Here is an 18,913-nt window from a genome sequence, read left to right on the forward strand (position 1 = left end):
CACCCACATCTCGCTACTGATGCCAACATTCTCACTCGTAACCAGTCCACCGCTCCTTACGGTACGACTTCAGCCCGGTTACGACGCTCTCCTACCGCTTGAACTAAGTTCAAGCCCGTAGCTTCGGTGGTAAGTTTAGCCCCGTTACATTTTCGGCGCAAGATCTCTCGACTAGTGAGCTATTACGCACTCTTTTAATGAATGGCTGCTTCTAAGCCAACATCCTAGTTGTCTTAGAAATCTCACATCCTTTCCCACTTAACTTACACTTTGGGACCTTAGCTGACGATCTGGGCTGTTTCCCTTTTGACCACGGATCTTATCATTCGTAGTCTGACTGCCGAGCTCAAAGTATGTGGCATTCGGAGTTTGATAAGGTTCGGTAAGCGCTATGCCCCCTAGCCCATTCAGTGCTCTACCTCCACTACTCATACTCGACGCTAGCCCTAAAGCTATTTCGGAGAGAACCAGCTATCTCCGGGTTCGATTGGAATTTCTCCGCTATCCACAGCTCATCCCATGCTTTTTCAACAGCAACGTGGTTCGGTCCTCCACGAGGTTTTACCCTCGCTTCAACCTGGCCATGGATAGGTCACCCGGTTTCGGGTCTACGGCATGCAACTAGTCGCCCTATTCAGACTCGGTTTCCCTTCGGCTCCGTACCTTAAGTACTTAACCTTGCTACATACCGTAACTCGTTGGCTCGTTCTACAAAAAGCACCTCATCACCCTCATAAGGGGCTCTGAGCGGTTGTAGGCACACGGTTTCAGGTTCTATTTCACTCCCCTCCCGGGGTTCTTTTCACCTTTCCCTCACGGTACTGCTTCACTATCGGTCATCAGGTAGTATTTAGCCTTGGGAGGTGGTCCTCCCTGCTTCCCACAAGGTTTCACGTGTCTCGTGGTACTCTGGATCATAACTCGTGGTCTTCTCGTTTCACTTACAGGACTATTACCTTCTACGGTGGAGCTTTCCAGCTCTCTTCAGTTACAATAGCCTCCACTTTTATGTTATGTCCACAACCCCGGAAACAAGTTTCCGGTTTGGGCTCTTTCCCTTTCGCTCGCCGCTACTAAGAAAATCGATTTTTCTTTCTCTTCCTCCAGGTACTTAGATGTTTCAGTTCCCTGGGTTACCTTCATTAAGCTATGTATTCACTTAATGATACATGGGGTTTCCCATGTGAGTTTCCTCATTCGGAGATCTTCGGATCTCAGGCTATGTGCGCCTACCCGAAGCTTATCGCAGCTTATCACGTCCTTCATCGGCTCCTGATGCCAAGGCATTCACCATGCGCCCTTTGTAGCTTGACCTATATTAGTTATAGTTCTCATTTTACAAAGAATAGAAATTGGTTTTGCCAATTTGGCTTGTTGTTTTCTATAAATTAAATTATGTGCAATTTTCAAAGAACAATTTTGAGAGATAGTCTCTCAAAATTAAACAGAGATATTATCCAGAATTCATTATCATCTTAGTTGTCCTAAGATGTATTCCTTAGAAAGGAGGTGATCCAGCCGCAGGTTCTCCTACGGCTACCTTGTTACGACTTCACCCCAATCGCTGACCCTACCTTCGGCCGCTGCCTCCTTGCGGTTAGCTCACGGACTTCGGGTATTGCCAACTCTCATGGTGTGACGGGCGGTGTGTACAAGACCCGGGAACGTATTCACCGCGACATTCTGATTCGCGATTACTAGTAACTCCAGCTTCATGTAGGCGAGTTTCAGCCTACAATCCGAACTGAGACTGGTTTTAAAGTTTGGCTCCACCTCACGGTATTGCATCTCTCTGTACCAGCCATTGTAGCACGTGTGTAGCCCTACACATAAGGGGCATGATGATTTGACGTCATCCCCACCTTCCTCCTGGTTAACCCAGGCAGTCTCGCTAGAGTCCTCAACTTAATGGTAGTAACTAACGACAAGGGTTGCGCTCGTTGCGGGACTTAACCCAACATCTCACGACACGAGCTGACGACAACCATGCACCACCTGTCACCTTGTCCCCGAAGGGATTTCCTCGATTAAGAGTAATGCAAGGGATGTCAAGTGTAGGTAAGGTTCTTCGCGTTGCTTCGAATTAAACCACATGCTCCGCTACTTGTGCGGGTCCCCGTCAATTCCTTTGAGTTTTAATCTTGCGACCGTACTCCCCAGGCGGAATACTTAATGCGTTAGCGGCGGCACGGAGGTGTTGAAACCCCCACACCTAGTATTCATCGTTTACGGCGTGGACTACCAGGGTATCTAATCCTGTTTGCTCCCCACGCTTTCGAGCCTCAGCGTCAGTTACAGTCCAGAGAGTCGCCTTCGCCACTGGTGTTCTTCCTAATCTCTACGCATTTCACCGCTACACTAGGAATTCCACTCTCCTCTCCTGCACTCTAGATAACCAGTTTGGAATGCAGCACCCAAGTTGAGCCCGGGTATTTCACATCCCACTTAATCATCCGCCTACGCTCCCTTTACGCCCAGTAAATCCGGATAACGCTCGCCACCTACGTATTACCGCGGCTGCTGGCACGTAGTTAGCCGTGGCTTCCTCCTTGGGTACCGTCATTATCTTCCCCAAAGACAGAGCTTTACGATCCGAAAACCTTCATCACTCACGCGGCGTTGCTGCATCAGGGTTTCCCCCATTGTGCAATATTCCCCACTGCTGCCTCCCGTAGGAGTCTGGGCCGTGTCTCAGTCCCAATGTGGCCGATCACCCTCTCAGGTCGGCTACGCATCGTCGCCTTGGTAGGCCGTTACCCCACCAACTAGCTAATGCGCCGCGGGTCCATCTCATAGCGGATTGCTCCTTTGGTTAAAAGATGATGCCATCTCTCAACATTATGCGGTATTAATCTCCCTTTCGGGAGGCTATTCCACTCTATGAGGCAGGTTACCCACGTGTTACTCACCCGTCCGCCGCTAATCCGTTTCCCGAAGGAAACTTCATCGCTCGACTTGCATGTGTTAAGCACGCCGCCAGCGTTCATCCTGAGCCAGGATCAAACTCTCAATTTAAAAGTTTAATCTATACTCATATTACTTATAAAAGAATTGCTGGTTTATGTTAATATCTTCTGTTTAATTTTCAAAGACCATTTCTTCGTCGCCCTCAAGCGACTTCCTTAGTTTAACATCACTTTGAAACTTTGTCAACAACTTTTTTTAAAAACTTTTAATTTGTTTTGTTAAGTTGTTTGTGTGTCTCTCAGCGACGAGATTTATCTTATCATCTTATCTCCTTTTCCCTATAAGAAAATAAAGTTATTTACAATAATTATTCCTATAATACTTCATTTTTCACCAAATTACTTCTTTATACTTATATTGATACACCTGGTTTTGTGTTCCTTATTTAAATTCCATTAAATTCAAAAATACTATAATATATAAATTCTTAATCCTATATTATCTATAAAATACATCAAATTAAAATTGATATATACTTTTCACCCAAAAAACATACTTCTATTACATAATTGCATAAATACAAATCTAAACAAATCATTTAAAGGTAAGTCTAGCTAATATCAAAGGCATCTTAACTAATAAATTCTTTTTAATTAATTTTTTATTGAAAAAAAATTCAGCGAGAGTAGATTACTCTCGCTGAATCAAATTTTCTCTTATTTAAATAAACTATATTTATCTTCCTAGTAATTAAACTATTATCCTTATATAAGATCCTAAACCATCATTGCTGCACCAGGTCCTAGCGGTAATTTAAGTAAATACCAAACAATTAGTAGGATTGTCCATCCTATTAATAATGAAACTGAGTATGGAACCATTGTTGATATCATTGTTCCAATTCCTGATTCTTCATCATACTTTTCACTGAATGATACTATTAATGCAAAGTAAGTCATAAGTGGAGATATGATGTTTGTTGTTGAGTCGCCTATTCTGTAAGCCATTTGAGTCATTTCTGGACTCATTCCTACCCCCATTAGCATTGGAACAAATATTGGAGCCATGATAGCCCACTTAGCTGAAGCTGATCCCATGAATAAGTTTATAAATGCTGTTACAAGTATAAATCCTATTAATAGAGGAATACCTTTTATTCCTGTAGATCCTAAGAAATCTGCTCCTTTAACCGCTATTACAGTTCCTAAGTTTGATTTTCCAAAATAAGCTACGAATTGAGCTGCGAAGAATACTAATACTATATATGATCCCATTGTAGACATTGTCTTACTCATTTCAGAAACTATATCTTTATCACTCTTTATTTTACCTGCACCAATTCCATATCCAACACCTGCTAGTAAGAATATGAATGCTATAGAAACTACTATTGAGTTCATGAATGGTGAACTTAAGATTTCTCCTGTTTCTGGATTTCTTAATATACCATTAGCTGGAACAACTAAAGCACCTATTATTATAGTACCTATTAAAGCAAATAATCCTGCAAACTTTAATCCTCTCTTTTCCTTCTTATCAAGAGGTTTCATAGCATCTTCATCACCAGCTATTAATGCACCTTTATATTGACCTAATCTAGGTTCAACTATTTTTTCAGTAACTAAAGTACCTATTAAAGTTATTACAAATGTTGAAGCTATTAAGAAATACCAGTTACCAACTGGTGATACTGAATATGTTGGATCAAACATATGAGCCCCCTCAGTAGTCATACCACCTAATAATGCATCAACTGGTCCTGGGAAAAGGTTAGCACTAAATCCACCTGACACCCCTGCAAATGCAGCCGCTATACCAGCTATTGGATGTCTTCCACAACTCATAAATATTACTGCACCTAATGGTACAAGAACAACGTAACCTGCATCAGAAGCTATACTTGACATAACCCCTGCAAATACTACAACTAATGTAACTAAGCTCTTTGGAGTTTTTAAAACTAATCTTCTTAAGGCCGTACCTATAAGACCAGTTCCTTCTGCAACTCCAACCCCTAACATTGCAACTAAAACTGTTCCTAAAGCCGCGAAGCTTGTGAAGTTAGTTATTAATGATTCAAAAATATATCTAATTCCTTCTGGAGTTAGTAAACTCTGTACTGAAACTGTTATTTCTTTTATCTCATTTGTAGCTCTATCTATTCCTTCATAAGTAACAGATACCCCTTGTGATGCTAAAATATGAGATAAAATCACTACACCAGCACATAATATTACGAATATCGTAGCCGGATGCGGTAATTTATTACCTACAGTTTCTATGAAACCTAAAATTCCGCCTTTTTTTTGTTTTATTTCCTTTGTAGCTTTCATATTTATATGCCCCCCTTTTAATAAATTAATACTTTTCGCTTTTTATTGTTATAATTCCATTAATAATAAAATTATTTTTTTATTTATCTTTTAATTTATTATATCATTCATTATCAATATTTCAATAAAGTTATATTTATATAACATAATATTAATAATTTAGCTATATTTTGAAAAACTTCTTAACTTTATCACAATAAAGTGTTGCCGATAGTTTAAAGATAAAATTCCTTTTAAAGCAACATATCTTTACTATTAAAACTTTATTGATATATTTATTACTAATAATTTTTATTGATAAGTGAATTTAACTTTCAAAACATGTTATTCTCTTCTTAATAAATTTATTTCTGACTATATTTTTGTACAAAACTGTTTAGAAAGTATTAGTTATTGAGATAATTAATGTTACAATAATATTTAGTACGAGATTTATAAAGGAGGGATTATTATAAACTACACAACTACACTTCTATATATAGCATTCATACTAAATGTAATCTTATCCGTTGTAATTGTTGTGCTAGAGAGAAAACAGCCTGAAAAGACAATAGCGTGGTTATTAATATTAACATTATTACCTCCAATTGGATTAATACTTTATATCTTTTTAGGACGTAACTGGAAAAGGCACAAACTTAATGATAGAATCAATCCTAAAGTTAAGGATTTAATAAGTCCAATCTTAGATGAATATCCTAAAAAACAATATGTTCCTTTAATGGAGCTCTTGGCTTTTAATAGTGATTCTCCTATCTTTATAAATAATGATATAAAAGTATATAAAGATGGTACTGAAAAATTTAAAGATTTAAAGAAAGAACTTCTTAAAGCTAAACATCATATTCATCTTGAATATTACATAGTAAATAATGATGAAATAGGTAATGAAATCAAAGACATTTTAATAAAAAAATCTCTAGCGGGTGTTAAGGTTAGATTTATAATTGATAAAGTTGGATCAAGCAAATTAAAAAAAAGCTATGTTAAGGAATTAAAAAGAGCAGGAGTCTCTGTTGTTATATATTCATACTTTTTAGCTCCTCTTCTTAAAATGATAAATACTCAAATTAACTATAGAAATCATAGAAAAATAGTTATTATAGATGGGCAAGTTGGATTTTTAGGGGGAATAAATATAGGTGATGAGTATTTAGGTAGAAATGAAAAATTTGGTTATTGGAGAGATACTCACCTAATGATTAAAGGTGATTTTGTATTAGCTCTTCAAGCCGTGTTTTTAGATGACTTTATAACTATAGAAAAGGCTAATAATAGTTATACTTTTTATGATAAGGAATTCTCCAAATACTTTCCAGAAAGCACAATTGCTGATAAAAGAGTTCTAATGCAATTAGTTAAGAGTGGTCCTGATTCAACATTTCCAGCAATAATGCAAAGTATATTAAAAATGATTATGATAGCAAGAAAAAATATTTATATAACAACACCATATTTTGTACCACCTCCAAGTATATTAGAAGCTCTTAGAATAGCTTCCTTAAGTGGAGTTGATGTAAAAATTATTTTCCCTGAAAAATCAGATCACTTTATGGTTAATAAAGCCTCTAAAAGTTATTTAGCTGAACTTATGGATTGTGGAATAGAAGTTTACTTCTATGATAATAATTCATTTATTCATGCCAAGACAATGACAATAGATGGTGAAATCTGCACTTTGGGAACAGCTAATATGGATATTCGTAGTTTTGAACTTAACTATGAAATAAATACTGTTATATATGATGAAGGAATTACTTCTAAATTAGATGATTTATTTTTTGAAGATTTACTTAAATGCAGACATTTTAAAATTGAAGAATATGAAAAATCAACTAAGTTTGATAAGTTTGTTGAAGGGATTACTAGAATTTTTTCAGCCTTACTTTAATAAAAGTAATATTCATATATTAAAATATAATAAAAAAGTTTCTTTATATATATACTAAACATATAAAGAAACTTTTTATATTTAAAAGATATATTTGAGGCTTTTTAAATTTAAGCTTTTTTTGTAAAAAACTTATTTTTTAAATAAATTAGCAACATGCCAAAGATTCCTCCTGATGTATCTATCAACACATCTTTAAATTGACCACTTCTTCCTTCTATAAATAATTGATGGAATTCATCAGTGCAAGCATACCCAAATACTATAAATAATGAATAAATATATGCTTTTTTCTTGCTTATATATAATCTTAAAAGATTAAAAGCTAAGAAATAAAGTATCATATATTCAGTAAAGTGAGCACTCTTTCTTATGATTAATGTTGATAAATCACCGAAACGACTATTTAAATCTATTCCTAACATGTCCATCAAAACTACTACAAAATCGCTTTGTTTAGAAGAAACATCTCCTGGTTGATTAGACATTAAGAATATAAAAGCCATCCAAAATATCATTAAACTCCATGCAATTATTTTCTTTCTTTTATTATCCATAGCATCTCCTCTTCTCATTTTAATATAAGTTAAATTTAAATGATGCTATGGTTTATTGCAAGTTTATATTATATTAGGTTTACTTAAAACCATAGGACAGTATTCAAGTCCTACTATTTTTTCATCATCTTTTACCACTGCTGCTTTGTCTGTTATTATCTTATCTAGATGAGCACTTTCCCCTATAACGGTTTCCTGCATTATAATACTATTCTTAATAACTGCATCCGGTCCTACGTAAACTCTTCTTCCTATTATACAATTCTCTATTTTACCTTCAATATAAGATCCATTAGCTATTATTGAATTAGTTACCTCACTATTTTTGGTATAATGAGTTGGCCCTTCATCTCTAGACTTAGTGTATATAGGTGCATTATTTATAAATAATTCTTTATATACATCCTCTTTTAATAAATCCATATTGGCTTTGTAATAAGCTTTCAACGAATTAACACAACTTAAATATCCTTTAAATTCAAATCCACTAACCTTTAATTCATCTAAAGAATCATTAACATAGTTTTTGAACTTTCTGTGTGAACCTTGTCTTATACATTCATATATTATTTCTATTAGAAGATCAGTTCTTAATATATACATTTCCATGCTTATATTGCTTTCTTCTTCTCGCCCTAAATTCTTTCCAAAACCTTTTACAAATCCATTTTTATCTAAATTTAAAACATCACAATCAACAAAGTTAGAATCTGCATCATTAACTTTTTTATATATTACAGTTACATCATTATCATTATTTTTGTGATATTCTAAAGCTTCTTTCAAATCTATATTGCAAATCATATATGATGGTGATATAAGAACATATTCTCTTCTACTTTTTGTTAAGAAATCTAAGTTCTCATAAAGATTTGTTATATCATCATAATATGGATCTCTTTCACCAAAATTAAATACTCTCAATCCATCTCTTTTTCTGTGTAAATCCCACGGCCTTCCGTTGGTTAAATGATCTACCAATGAACGTGATTTATTTTTACTTAAAATTCCTAAAGATTCTATACCTGCATTAGTCATATTAGAAAGTATAAAATCAATTACTCTATATCTTCCAGCAATAGGTACTGCTGCTAAAGGTCTATTTTTAACTAATTCTCCCATTCTACTTTCATTCTCATCTAAGTTTATTATACCTATGCAATTATTCATAAACCGTTCCCCCTCTCATATATCCCTACTTACTTTACCATAGCACATTCTTCCATTATTTCTTTGTTTTTTATAACAACCTCTTTTGATGCTATAACTGAAATTTCATCTCCATTACCTATTCTACAATCCTTGCCTACAATAGCTTCACTACCTATGATAGCTTTTTCTATTACAACCCCATCATCAATTCTCGTATTTGGCATTATTACAGCATCCTTAATCACAGCGCCTTTTCCTACATAAACCCCTTGGAATAAAACTGAATTTTCTACCTTACCATGAACTATACAACCCTCAACTGTTAATGATGATTTTATTTCTGCATCTTTTCCAATGAATTGAGCTGGTCTAACAGGATTAGCTGAATAAATTCTCCATTCACTGTCGTAAAGACTTAACTCATCTTCATTCTTTAATAAATCCATATTAGCTTCCCATAAGCTATCTATAGTTCCAACATCCTTCCAATATCCCTTAAATGGATAAGCCACAAGCCTCTTACCTGCATTTAACATTTTAGGGATTATGTTCTTACCAAAGTCATTACTTGAATTCGGATCTAATTCATCTTCTTCTAAGAATTTCTTTAAAACCTTCCAGTTAAAAATATATATACCCATTGAAGCATTTGTACTCTTTGGATGTTCTGGTTTTTCCTCAAATTCATAAATTGATAAATCATCATTTGTATTCATTATTCCAAATCTACTAGCTTCATGCATAGGAACATTTATTACCGCAATTGTTGCATCGGCTTCTTTCTGCTTATGCATTTGTAACATTTTATCATAGTCCATTTTATATATATGATCTCCTGATAAAATAAGCACATATTCTGGATCATATCTCTCAATAAATTGAATGTTTTGGTAGATTGCATTGGCTGTACCCTTATACCAATCTCCACCTTTTTCTTTTTGATATGGCGGTAATATACTTACTCCTCCATCTCTTCTGTCTAAATCCCATGTATCCCCAATACCAATGTGTTCATTTAATTCCAAAGGCTTATACTGCGTTAAAACCCCTACAGTATAAATACCTGAATTAGAACAGTTACTCAAAGGAAAATCTATTATTCTATATTTCCCTCCAAAAGGAACTGCTGGCTTTGCTAAATTTTTAGTTAGCACGCCTAATCTGGAGCCTTGACCTCCAGCCAATATCATTGCAACTATCTCTTTCTTTGACATAAGCTATTTCCTCCCAATATATCCCCTTTTATACCATTAAATGGATATTTTAATTATATCACACTTCCACTTTAACTTTAATAGTTAAATAAAGTAAATTTATAATAATTTAATCTTAAATGTTAATTATTTTAAATTATTCAAATATTTTTAAAAAATAAGTTTAATCTACTTAAAATTTTATTAAACTCTTCCATAATAAAGAGTACTAGAAAACTTTTTCTTTCTAGTACTCAAACAAAATTTTAATTAATTATAGAGAAAATTTCTTTAACATAAATTTTTCTAGAAAATTATTAATCTTACTACTAAAAATAATAAAACTTAAAATATTAAATTGATTTTCTAAAAAATATTATTTAACCTCTGATAAAAATTGATTTATATATGCTACAGACTGTTCAATTAAAACTTGGCCACTTCCTAGATTTTCAACATCTCTTTCAAGATTGTTTATTCTTTGCTCAACCCTATAAACAATCTCCTTTACATCATTTAAAACTTTAGTTTCATAAGATATCTGATTTCCATCAGCATCAACAAAAATATTTTCTGGTGGATTTCCACAAACCATACACTTAGCATATATATTGTTACTATCCGTATCTTTAAAAACCTTAAAAGTGTCATTATTACAGCTTGAACAATTAGAAAGCATTAAAAGTGAATTGTTTTCTGTTTCATACTTATATTCACTATTACACTCTCTACATACAATACTCATTTCTCCATCATGACTATTTATATAAAAAGCATTTCCATTACAGCCTTCTCTTTGACATACTATTGTCCTTATCATATTATACACCTCCATATATGGATTAATATGATTTTTCTCTCTAGAAAATACCTCTAATTAGTTAAAATTTTATAACTTTCTCCTTCTATATCTACAATAATATTCCCCTTACTATAAAATATCTCATCAGAGAATCTATTTTTATATATTCCCTCTTTAGTATTTAAAGTAATCCTTTTATTGTAAATATCTCTATTTATAATAATTATCATTTCCTTATTTTCATAAAACCTTTTAAATGCAAGAATTTCATCTGGAGTATTCTTATAAATATAAAACTCTCCCTTTTTAAGAACCTCTTCATTCTTTCTAAAATTTCCAAAGAAGCTATAATGCTCTAATATTTCTTTGTTTTCTCTTCCCCATGGATATGCCTTTCTATTTTCAGGGTCCTTATGCCCTAAAAGCCCTGCCTCATCCCCATAATATATTAAAGGGACACCTGGTAAAGTCATTTGAATACATATAGCTAATTTTAGTTTTTTTATATTTTCATTTAATGCTGTTAATATTCTTTCTGTATCATGATTTCCTAAAAGGTTCATATTTGCATAAAAGTTCTCTGTTGGATAATTTTCTTTTATGCTCATTATTACTTTATAAAAATCCTTTGAGGTTATATATCCATTTAAAAAATCTAAAATTATATTCTTATAAGGATAATTAGTAACAGAATCCAACTCATTTCCTAATAAATATTTTCTTCTCTTAGAGTAACTAACTTTATTAGACGCATCCTCCCAAACTTCTCCTATTAATACACTTTCTTCTTTTGTAATCTTCATCTTATGCTTAATCATTTGTATAAATTCATCTGGTAACTCATCGGCTACATCTAATCTCCATCCACTAGCTCCTAATTTAAGCCACTTTGCCACTATTGAATTATCATTATTTACTATATAATCTGAATATGTCTTTTCTAATTCTTCTACATTAGGTTGATTCTCAAATCCCCACCAACACTCATAATTATTTGGATAGTCATAAAATCTGTACCACTTATAATACTTAGAATATTTAGATTCATATGCTCCAAGGTCACTATAGTTACCATGCTTATTAAAATACCTACTATCTGATCCAGTATGACTAAAAACTCCATCTAATATTATTCTTATTCCCTTTTTATTGGCCTTTTGGCATAATTCTATGAAGTCTTCAGTGCTCCCATACATTTTATCTATGGTCTCATAATCTCCTGTATCATATTTATGGCAACTTACAGCATCAAAAATTGGATTCATATATATAATATTCGCACCTAGTGATTTTATATAATCTAATTTCTCTATTACTCCTCTTAAATTTCCACCATAAAAATCCCATCTCTCAATATTTCCATTGCTATCTCTTATATACATTGGTTCATCATACCAACTACCATATATGAAAATGTTCTTCTTTTTATTTAGTATTTCATTATTCTTATTTCCATTAAAAAACCTATCAACAAATATTTGATAAATAATCCCCTCTTTATACCAATTAGGAATCTCATTCTTATTGTAAACTGTTATTTGATAGTACTTTGGGTATTCATAATATATTTTTCCCTCTCCCCCTAAGTTCTCCTCATTATTTCCGTAATATTGAGTAAAACCATCTTTAATGTATTTAAAGCAATAATTTAGAATTCCTAAAGAATCAGTAGTATCTATAATTCCCTTATAAAGAATACATCCTTCTTTAGATTTTTCAATCATCATAGGTATTGAATACCTAAAACCATCAAATTTTATTACTTCTATAGAAACTTCTCCTTGCTCCTTACATTCTAAAAACAACTTAACCTTAGTTCCTATAGAAACAGCTCCAAAAGGCTCTCTATAAAAGGTATTTTGAGAATCATGATAAATATAGTCTTTTCTCATAGTAATACCCCTTTCTTACTTAATAAAACAAAGCACTCATATTAATATAGTATTAATATAAGTGCTTTATGGATTATAATTTATGCTAAATTCTATAAATTTTTATATATAACTTTTGATCCCCATATTCCAGTAGCATATTCTGTTATGGTTCTATCTGAAGAAAATATACCTGAATGTGCTATATTTATTCCACATTTTCTTTGCCATGACTTGCTATCTCTATAAAGTAAATCTGCCTTGTCCTGAGCTTTTAAATATGAATCAAAATCTTTCAGTACAAAAAACTCATCATTATAGGTTAATAAGTTATCATATACACTTCTGAATTTATCTATATCATTAGAATAAACCCCATTTATTAAATCGTTAGTAACTCTGATTAATCTACTATCATTATTTCTTATATCCCAAGCTGAATATCCACCTCTAGAATAATAATCGAGAACTTGATTTTCTGTTAATCCGAAAATAACAATATTGTCATCTCCAACTTCATCTCTTATTTCTATATTAGCTCCATCTAAAGTTGCTATTGTAACAGCACCATTCATCATAAACTTCATATTAGAAGTACCTGAAGCTTCTTTAGTTGTAGTTGAGATTTGTTCACTTAAATCTGTAGCTGGAATTATTTTTTCTGCTAGAGATACCCTATAATTTTCTAAGAAAATTACTTTTATCTTATCATTAATTCTTTTATCATTATTAACTCTCTTTGCAACAGCATTTATAAGCTCAATAGTATTCTTTGCTAAATAATATGCTGGAGCTGCTTTTCCTGCAAATATAAAAGTTCTTGGAACTATATCTAAATTTGGATTTTCTAATAATTTATTATACAAATCCATTATCCTTAAACAATTTAAGGTTTGTCGTTTATAAGCATGTATTCTTTTAACTTGTACATCAAAAATTGAGTTTGGATCTACTTTGATTCCCTGATTATCAAGAATTACTTTAGCTAATCTCTCCTTATTATTTCTTTTTATCTCACCTAACCTATCTAAAACATAATTATTATCAACATACTTTTCAAAATTCTCCATGTCTATAGGATGCTTTATAAAGCTGTCTCCAATTGTTTCTTTTAAAAGATTGGTAAGTTCAGGGTTAGTCTTAAGAAGCCATCTTCTATGAGCTATACCATTGGTCTTATTATTAAATTTACTTGGATAAAGATAATAAAAATCGCTCATTTCTTTTTTCTTAAGTATTTCAGTATGAAGTTTTGCAACTCCATTTATACTATGACTACCAACTATTGCAAGGTTTGCCATCCTAACAAAACCATCTCCTATTATGGCCATCTTAGATATCTTATCCCATTGACCAGTATACTTATGCCAAAGTTCAGCACAATATCTCTCATTCATTTCCTCAACAATCATATATATTCTAGGAAGTAATTCCTTAAACATATTTATTGGCCATTTTTCTAAAGCTTCTGCTAAAATTGTATGATTTGTATAAGATATTGTGTTTGTAGTTATTCTCATAGATGTTTCCCATGAAAGTCCTTCCTCATCTAATAGAATTCTCATAAGCTCTGGTATTGCTAAAGTTGGATGAGTATCATTTATATGAATTGCAATATACTCATCTAATTCCTCTATTTTTCCACCATTTTTCTTGTAATGTCTAACTATACTTTGAAGACCTGCTGATACAAAGAAATATTGTTGTTTTAATCTAAGAAGTTTTCCCTCATACATTGAGTCATCTGGATACAAAACCTGAGAAATTGCCTCAATAGAATTTCTATATTCTATTGCCTTTAAATATTGACCTCTATTAAAGTAACAAAAGTCGAACTCATTATCTACAGGTTCTGCACTCCACAACCTTAAATTATTTACAACATTATTTTCATATCCAACAATAGGAGTATCATAAGGAACTGCTAAAATTGGCTCATAATTCACATGGGTAAAAGTTAATCTTCCATTTATATTTTCACATTTAATATTGCCACCAAACTTAACTATTTCTGCTTTATCTGGTTTCTTAAATTCCCATACGTTTCCGTTCTTAAGCCAAATATCAGGAGTCTCAACTTGTGATCCATCAATTATCTTTTGTTTAAAAAAGCCGTATTTGTATCTTATTCCACAACCATGTCCTGCTATATTTAAAGAAGCCATAGAATCTAGAAAACATGCAGCTAGTCTTCCTAAACCACCATTACCTAACCCCTGGTCACTTTCAAACTCTTCTAATTCATTTAAATCAATATTTAATTCCTCGAGAGCTTCTTTACATGTTTCTCTTATGCCTAGATTTAAAAGAGCATCTCCCAAAAGTCTTCCTAATAAGAACTCCATAGAAAAATAATAAACTTGTTTTTGCTTAGATTCTTCATAATTTCTTTTAGTCTTTACCCAATCTTCTGCAATATAATCTCTAACTAGACTTCCTAAAGCTTCATATTTATGAAAGCTTTTTCCCTCTTCAAGATCTATTCCATGAAGCTCTAAAAACTTCTTCTTATAATCTCTTTTAAAATTCTCCTTATTTATTAATAGCATACACTCTCCTCCTACGGACTTGATAAAACTACTGGATTAATTCTTCATATAATTCTTTATACTTTTCTGCAGACTTATTCCAACTATTATCAGAATTCATCGCTTGGACAATTAATGATTTCCAAATCTCATTATTATCATATGTTTCTAAAGCTAATTCCATAACATGCATTAAATCATTATGATTATAATTTGTGAAACTAAAACCATTTCCTACTCCAGTATATTTATTATAAGGATAAATTGTGTCCTTTAATCCCCCAGTCTCTCTCACTATAGGAATAGTTCCATATCTTAATGCTATAAGTTGTCCTAATCCACAAGGTTCAAATAATGAAGGCATTAAGAACATATCTGAAGCTGCATATATTCTATGAGCTAATCCATTATCAAACCTTATATTAGCTGAAACCTTAGTTGGGTAAAGCTCCTGTAATCCTCTAAAATGATTTTCATAGTTATGGTCACCTGTTCCTAATATAACTAATTGAACATTCCTTTGAAGCAATCTATGTGCAATATTAACTATTAAGTCACATCCCTTTTGATTAGTAAGTCTAGATACTATACTTATCATTGGTATATTCTCATTAACCGGTAAACCTAATTCCTTTTGAAGAGCTAATTTATTTTCAACTTTATCTTCTATATTTTCTACAGTAAAATTCTTAGATATAAATACATCATTTTCAGGATTAAATTCATCGTAATCTATACCATTTACAATTCCTTTTAGAGCATATCCTCTTTCTCTTAATAATCCATCTAAATTTTCTCCAAAGTATGGTGTTTGAATTTCATCAGCATATGTCTCACTTACAGTAAGAACCCTATCGCTATAATTTATAGCTCCCTTCATAAAGCTCATACCACCATAAAATTCTAAACTACCATTTCTTACAGGTTCATAATCATATCCGAAAAGCTCTGGCAAAATGTCTGCTGAAAAATTTCCTTGGAATAAAAGATTGTGTATTGAAGTCACAGTCTTGATATCTTTATAAAATGGATCTTTCGCATACTCCAATTTATGAAGAACAGGAATCATTCCTGTTTGCCAGTCATTACAATGAATTATATCTGGACACCAATCAATCTCTTTTAATGTTTCTAAGACTGCTCTATCAAAGAAAGCAAATCTCTCTCCATCATCTCCTTCTCCATATAACCCATTTCTATGGAAATAGAATTCACTATCTAATAAATAATATATAACACCATCACATTCACACTCATATATTCCACAATATTGATTTCTCCAGCCAACAGGAACCATAAACCACTTTATAAAATTAAGTTTTTCTAAAAGCTCATTTTTAATCGCACTATACTTAGGTAAAATTACTCTAACCTCTACCCCTTTTCTTGTAAGCTCTTTAGGTAATGCTCCCATTACGTCACCTAAGCCTCCAGTTTTTATAAATGGATTTGCTTCTGATGTTGCAAATAAAACTTTTATCATTTTAAAACCTCCCCATAAAACGCTTTTTCTCTTACATTTTATTTAATATGTGCACTCTCTTCTCCCTCTTCTTTTGTTTCACTTTTTACTATTCTTTCAAAAACAGATACTGCCATTGGTGGAATCTTTATAGTTAAAGTATACGGTTGATTATGACACCATCCCTCTTTTGAGCACAATGTATCTTCAATAACTTGTCCAGAACCACCATACTCCTCTCTATCTGTATTGAATATTTCTCTATAAGAACCCTCTTCTGGAACTCCTATATTAAAATCATAATAAACCATAGGAGTAAAATTGCATACAAATATTTTATAATTATCTATATTTTTACTTCTTCTTATAAAAATATATATGCTTTGTTCATTATTATCAGCATCAATCCATTGAAATCCTTCTTGATAATAATCTAGCTCCCAAAGCTCAGGAGTGTTTTTATAAAAATTATTTATATCCTTAAAGAACTTTTGAGTTTTTCTATGCATTTCAAAATCCTTCATTAACTTCCACTCAAGTTCCTCATACTCTCTCCATTCTATAAACTGCCCGAATTCACATCCCATAAATATAAGTTTCTTTCCTGGATGGCCATACATATATCCCATATAAGCTCTTAGATTAGAAAATTTATTCCAATAATCGCCATACATCTTATCCAAAAGAGATTTTTTGCCATGGACAACCTCATCATGAGATATAGGTAATATAAACTTTTCTGAATGATGGTACATCATAGGGAATGTTAATTTATTATGATGATATTTTCTATATATAGGATCTAGTTCATTATATTCTAAAGTATCATTCATCCAACCCATATTCCATTTAAAATCAAAACCTAATCCACCATATTCAACAGCATTAGTTACATTCGGCCAAGCTGTTGACTCTTCTGCAATTGTAAAAATACCCGTGTTATATAATTTTATTGCTTCATTGAATTCTTTTATAAATTGAATTGCCTCTAAATTTTCACTTCCTCCATATATATTTGGAATCCATTCTCCATGATTTCTTCCATAATTTAAATAAATCATATTAGAAACTGCATCAACTCTTAATCCATCAATATGAAATTCATTTATCCAATAAAAAGCATTAGAAATTAAGAAACTTTTTACCTCTGGTTTTCCTAAATCAAAGTTAAAAGTACCCCATCCCTTGTTATCTGCCTTCCAACCTTCTTCATATTCATAAGTAGGAGTACCATCAAACATATATAATCCTTGTTCATCTTTACAAAAATGTCCTGGCACCCAATCTAAAATAATTCCTATATCATCTTTATGAAGAGCATTTATTAGCTTTTTTAATCCTTTTATATCTCCATATCTACTTGTTACTGAATAATAACCTGTTGCTTGATATCCCCAAGAAGCATCTAATGGATGTTCATTTAAAGGCATAAGCTCTACATGAGTATATCCCATATCCTTAACATATTTAGGTAAAATATTGCTTAGCTCTTCATAAGACATGAATTTATTGTTTTCTTTTCTCTTCCATGAGCCAAGATGTAATTCATATATATTCATAGGACTTTCAAAATAGTTAGTTTTTTTTCTTTTATTTAACCACTTTTTATCTGTCCATCTTATTTTAGTTTTTTCACATAAAACAGAAGCTGTATTTGGTCTAACTTCTGAATACACTCCATAAGGATCTGATTTTAATACTATTTTTCCATCAGCTTGCTCAACATAATATTTATATTTAAGTCCCTCTTTTAATCTAGGAATAAATAAACTCCAAAGGCCTGTATCATTTATCTTTTCAAGCCTATTTTCTTCCTTAGCTTCCCAATTTGAAAAATCTCCAACTAAAAATATATTTTTAGCCCTTGGAGCCCATACGGTAAATCTTACTCCACGTTTTCTATTTTCACTAGTAAAATGAGCTCCCATAAACTTATATGCATTATAATTTTTTCCTTCGTGGAATAAATATAAATCTTCTTCACTAAATATTTCATTTTTCATTGAAGATTTATTCTTGTCTCTATTCTTCAAATCAACAGATTTTATCTCTAATTCCTTATTTTCTAACTCTAATATAGTCATCACAAATCCCCTTCCCCTTTGTAATATATAAACCTAAAAAATAATTTTATTTATAAAACTTTGAAAGCAATAATTTAATTAAATTATTTTAAAATACTTATTTTCGAAATTTAACCTATTACTATATTAAATG

The 18,913-nt window shown here is 32.0% G+C and carries 10 protein-coding genes and 2 rRNA genes; 1 reads left to right on the forward strand and 11 read right to left on the reverse strand.

Translation table 11 applies throughout. The features are described from left to right. The 3 genes from AC2JAQ_RS16380 to AC2JAQ_RS16390 form a co-directional block, all read right to left on the reverse strand. Positions 1–1,314, reverse strand: a 23S ribosomal RNA gene (locus AC2JAQ_RS16380); the annotation flags it as partial. A 188-nt stretch (positions 1,315–1,502) separates the two neighbouring features. Beyond that, positions 1,503–3,015, reverse strand: a 16S ribosomal RNA gene (locus tag AC2JAQ_RS16385). A 668-nt stretch (positions 3,016–3,683) separates the two neighbouring features. Beyond that, positions 3,684–5,240, reverse strand: coding sequence for an AbgT family transporter (locus tag AC2JAQ_RS16390; RefSeq protein WP_488458810.1), 1,557 nt, complete (start codon positions 5,238–5,240; stop codon positions 3,684–3,686). A 448-nt stretch (positions 5,241–5,688) separates the two neighbouring features. On the opposite strand from AC2JAQ_RS16390, the gene cls reads away from it, so the two are divergent. Next, positions 5,689–7,131, forward strand: coding sequence for a cardiolipin synthase (gene cls, locus AC2JAQ_RS16395; protein ID WP_488458822.1), 1,443 nt, complete (start codon positions 5,689–5,691; stop codon positions 7,129–7,131). Positions 7,132–7,241: 110 nt separating this feature from the next. Here cls and AC2JAQ_RS16400 read toward each other — a convergent pair whose 3' ends face one another. From AC2JAQ_RS16400 to glgB, 8 genes are all read right to left on the reverse strand, one after another. Beyond that, a complete protein-coding gene (locus tag AC2JAQ_RS16400; RefSeq protein ID WP_488458811.1) occupies positions 7,242–7,688 on the reverse strand; it encodes a VanZ family protein in 447 nt (148 codons plus the stop codon). 63 nt (positions 7,689–7,751) lie between these two features. After that, positions 7,752–8,858 (reverse strand): glucose-1-phosphate adenylyltransferase subunit GlgD, encoded by a 1,107-nt coding sequence (glgD, locus tag AC2JAQ_RS16405; RefSeq protein ID WP_488458812.1) that lies wholly within the window; start codon positions 8,856–8,858, stop codon positions 7,752–7,754. 29 nt (positions 8,859–8,887) lie between these two features. After that, positions 8,888–10,054, reverse strand: coding sequence for a glucose-1-phosphate adenylyltransferase (locus tag AC2JAQ_RS16410; protein ID WP_488458813.1), 1,167 nt, complete (start codon positions 10,052–10,054; stop codon positions 8,888–8,890). Between the two features lie 355 nt (positions 10,055–10,409). Further along, positions 10,410–10,853, reverse strand: a complete 444-nt coding sequence (locus AC2JAQ_RS16415; RefSeq protein WP_488458814.1) for a hypothetical protein — start codon at positions 10,851–10,853, stop codon at positions 10,410–10,412. A gap of 53 nt (positions 10,854–10,906) precedes the next feature. Beyond that, positions 10,907–12,727, reverse strand: a complete 1,821-nt coding sequence (locus AC2JAQ_RS16420) for a glycoside hydrolase family 13 protein (protein ID WP_488458815.1) — start codon at positions 12,725–12,727, stop codon at positions 10,907–10,909. 92 nt (positions 12,728–12,819) lie between these two features. Then, complete coding sequence (locus AC2JAQ_RS16425) at positions 12,820–15,255, reverse strand: glycogen/starch/alpha-glucan phosphorylase (RefSeq protein ID WP_488458816.1); 2,436 nt, start codon at positions 15,253–15,255, stop codon at positions 12,820–12,822. Between the two features lie 28 nt (positions 15,256–15,283). After that, positions 15,284–16,714: a glycogen synthase GlgA gene (gene glgA / locus AC2JAQ_RS16430; protein ID WP_488458823.1), complete on the reverse strand. Its 1,431-nt coding sequence runs from the start codon at positions 16,712–16,714 to the stop codon at positions 15,284–15,286. Positions 16,715–16,755: 41 nt separating this feature from the next. Then, entirely contained in the window at positions 16,756–18,699 is a 1,944-nt protein-coding gene (glgB, locus tag AC2JAQ_RS16435) for a 1,4-alpha-glucan branching protein GlgB (RefSeq protein WP_488458824.1), read from the reverse strand. Positions 18,700–18,913 lie beyond the last annotated feature (214 nt).

The sequence above is a fragment of the Clostridium sp. LIBA-8553 genome (assembly GCF_057782465.1).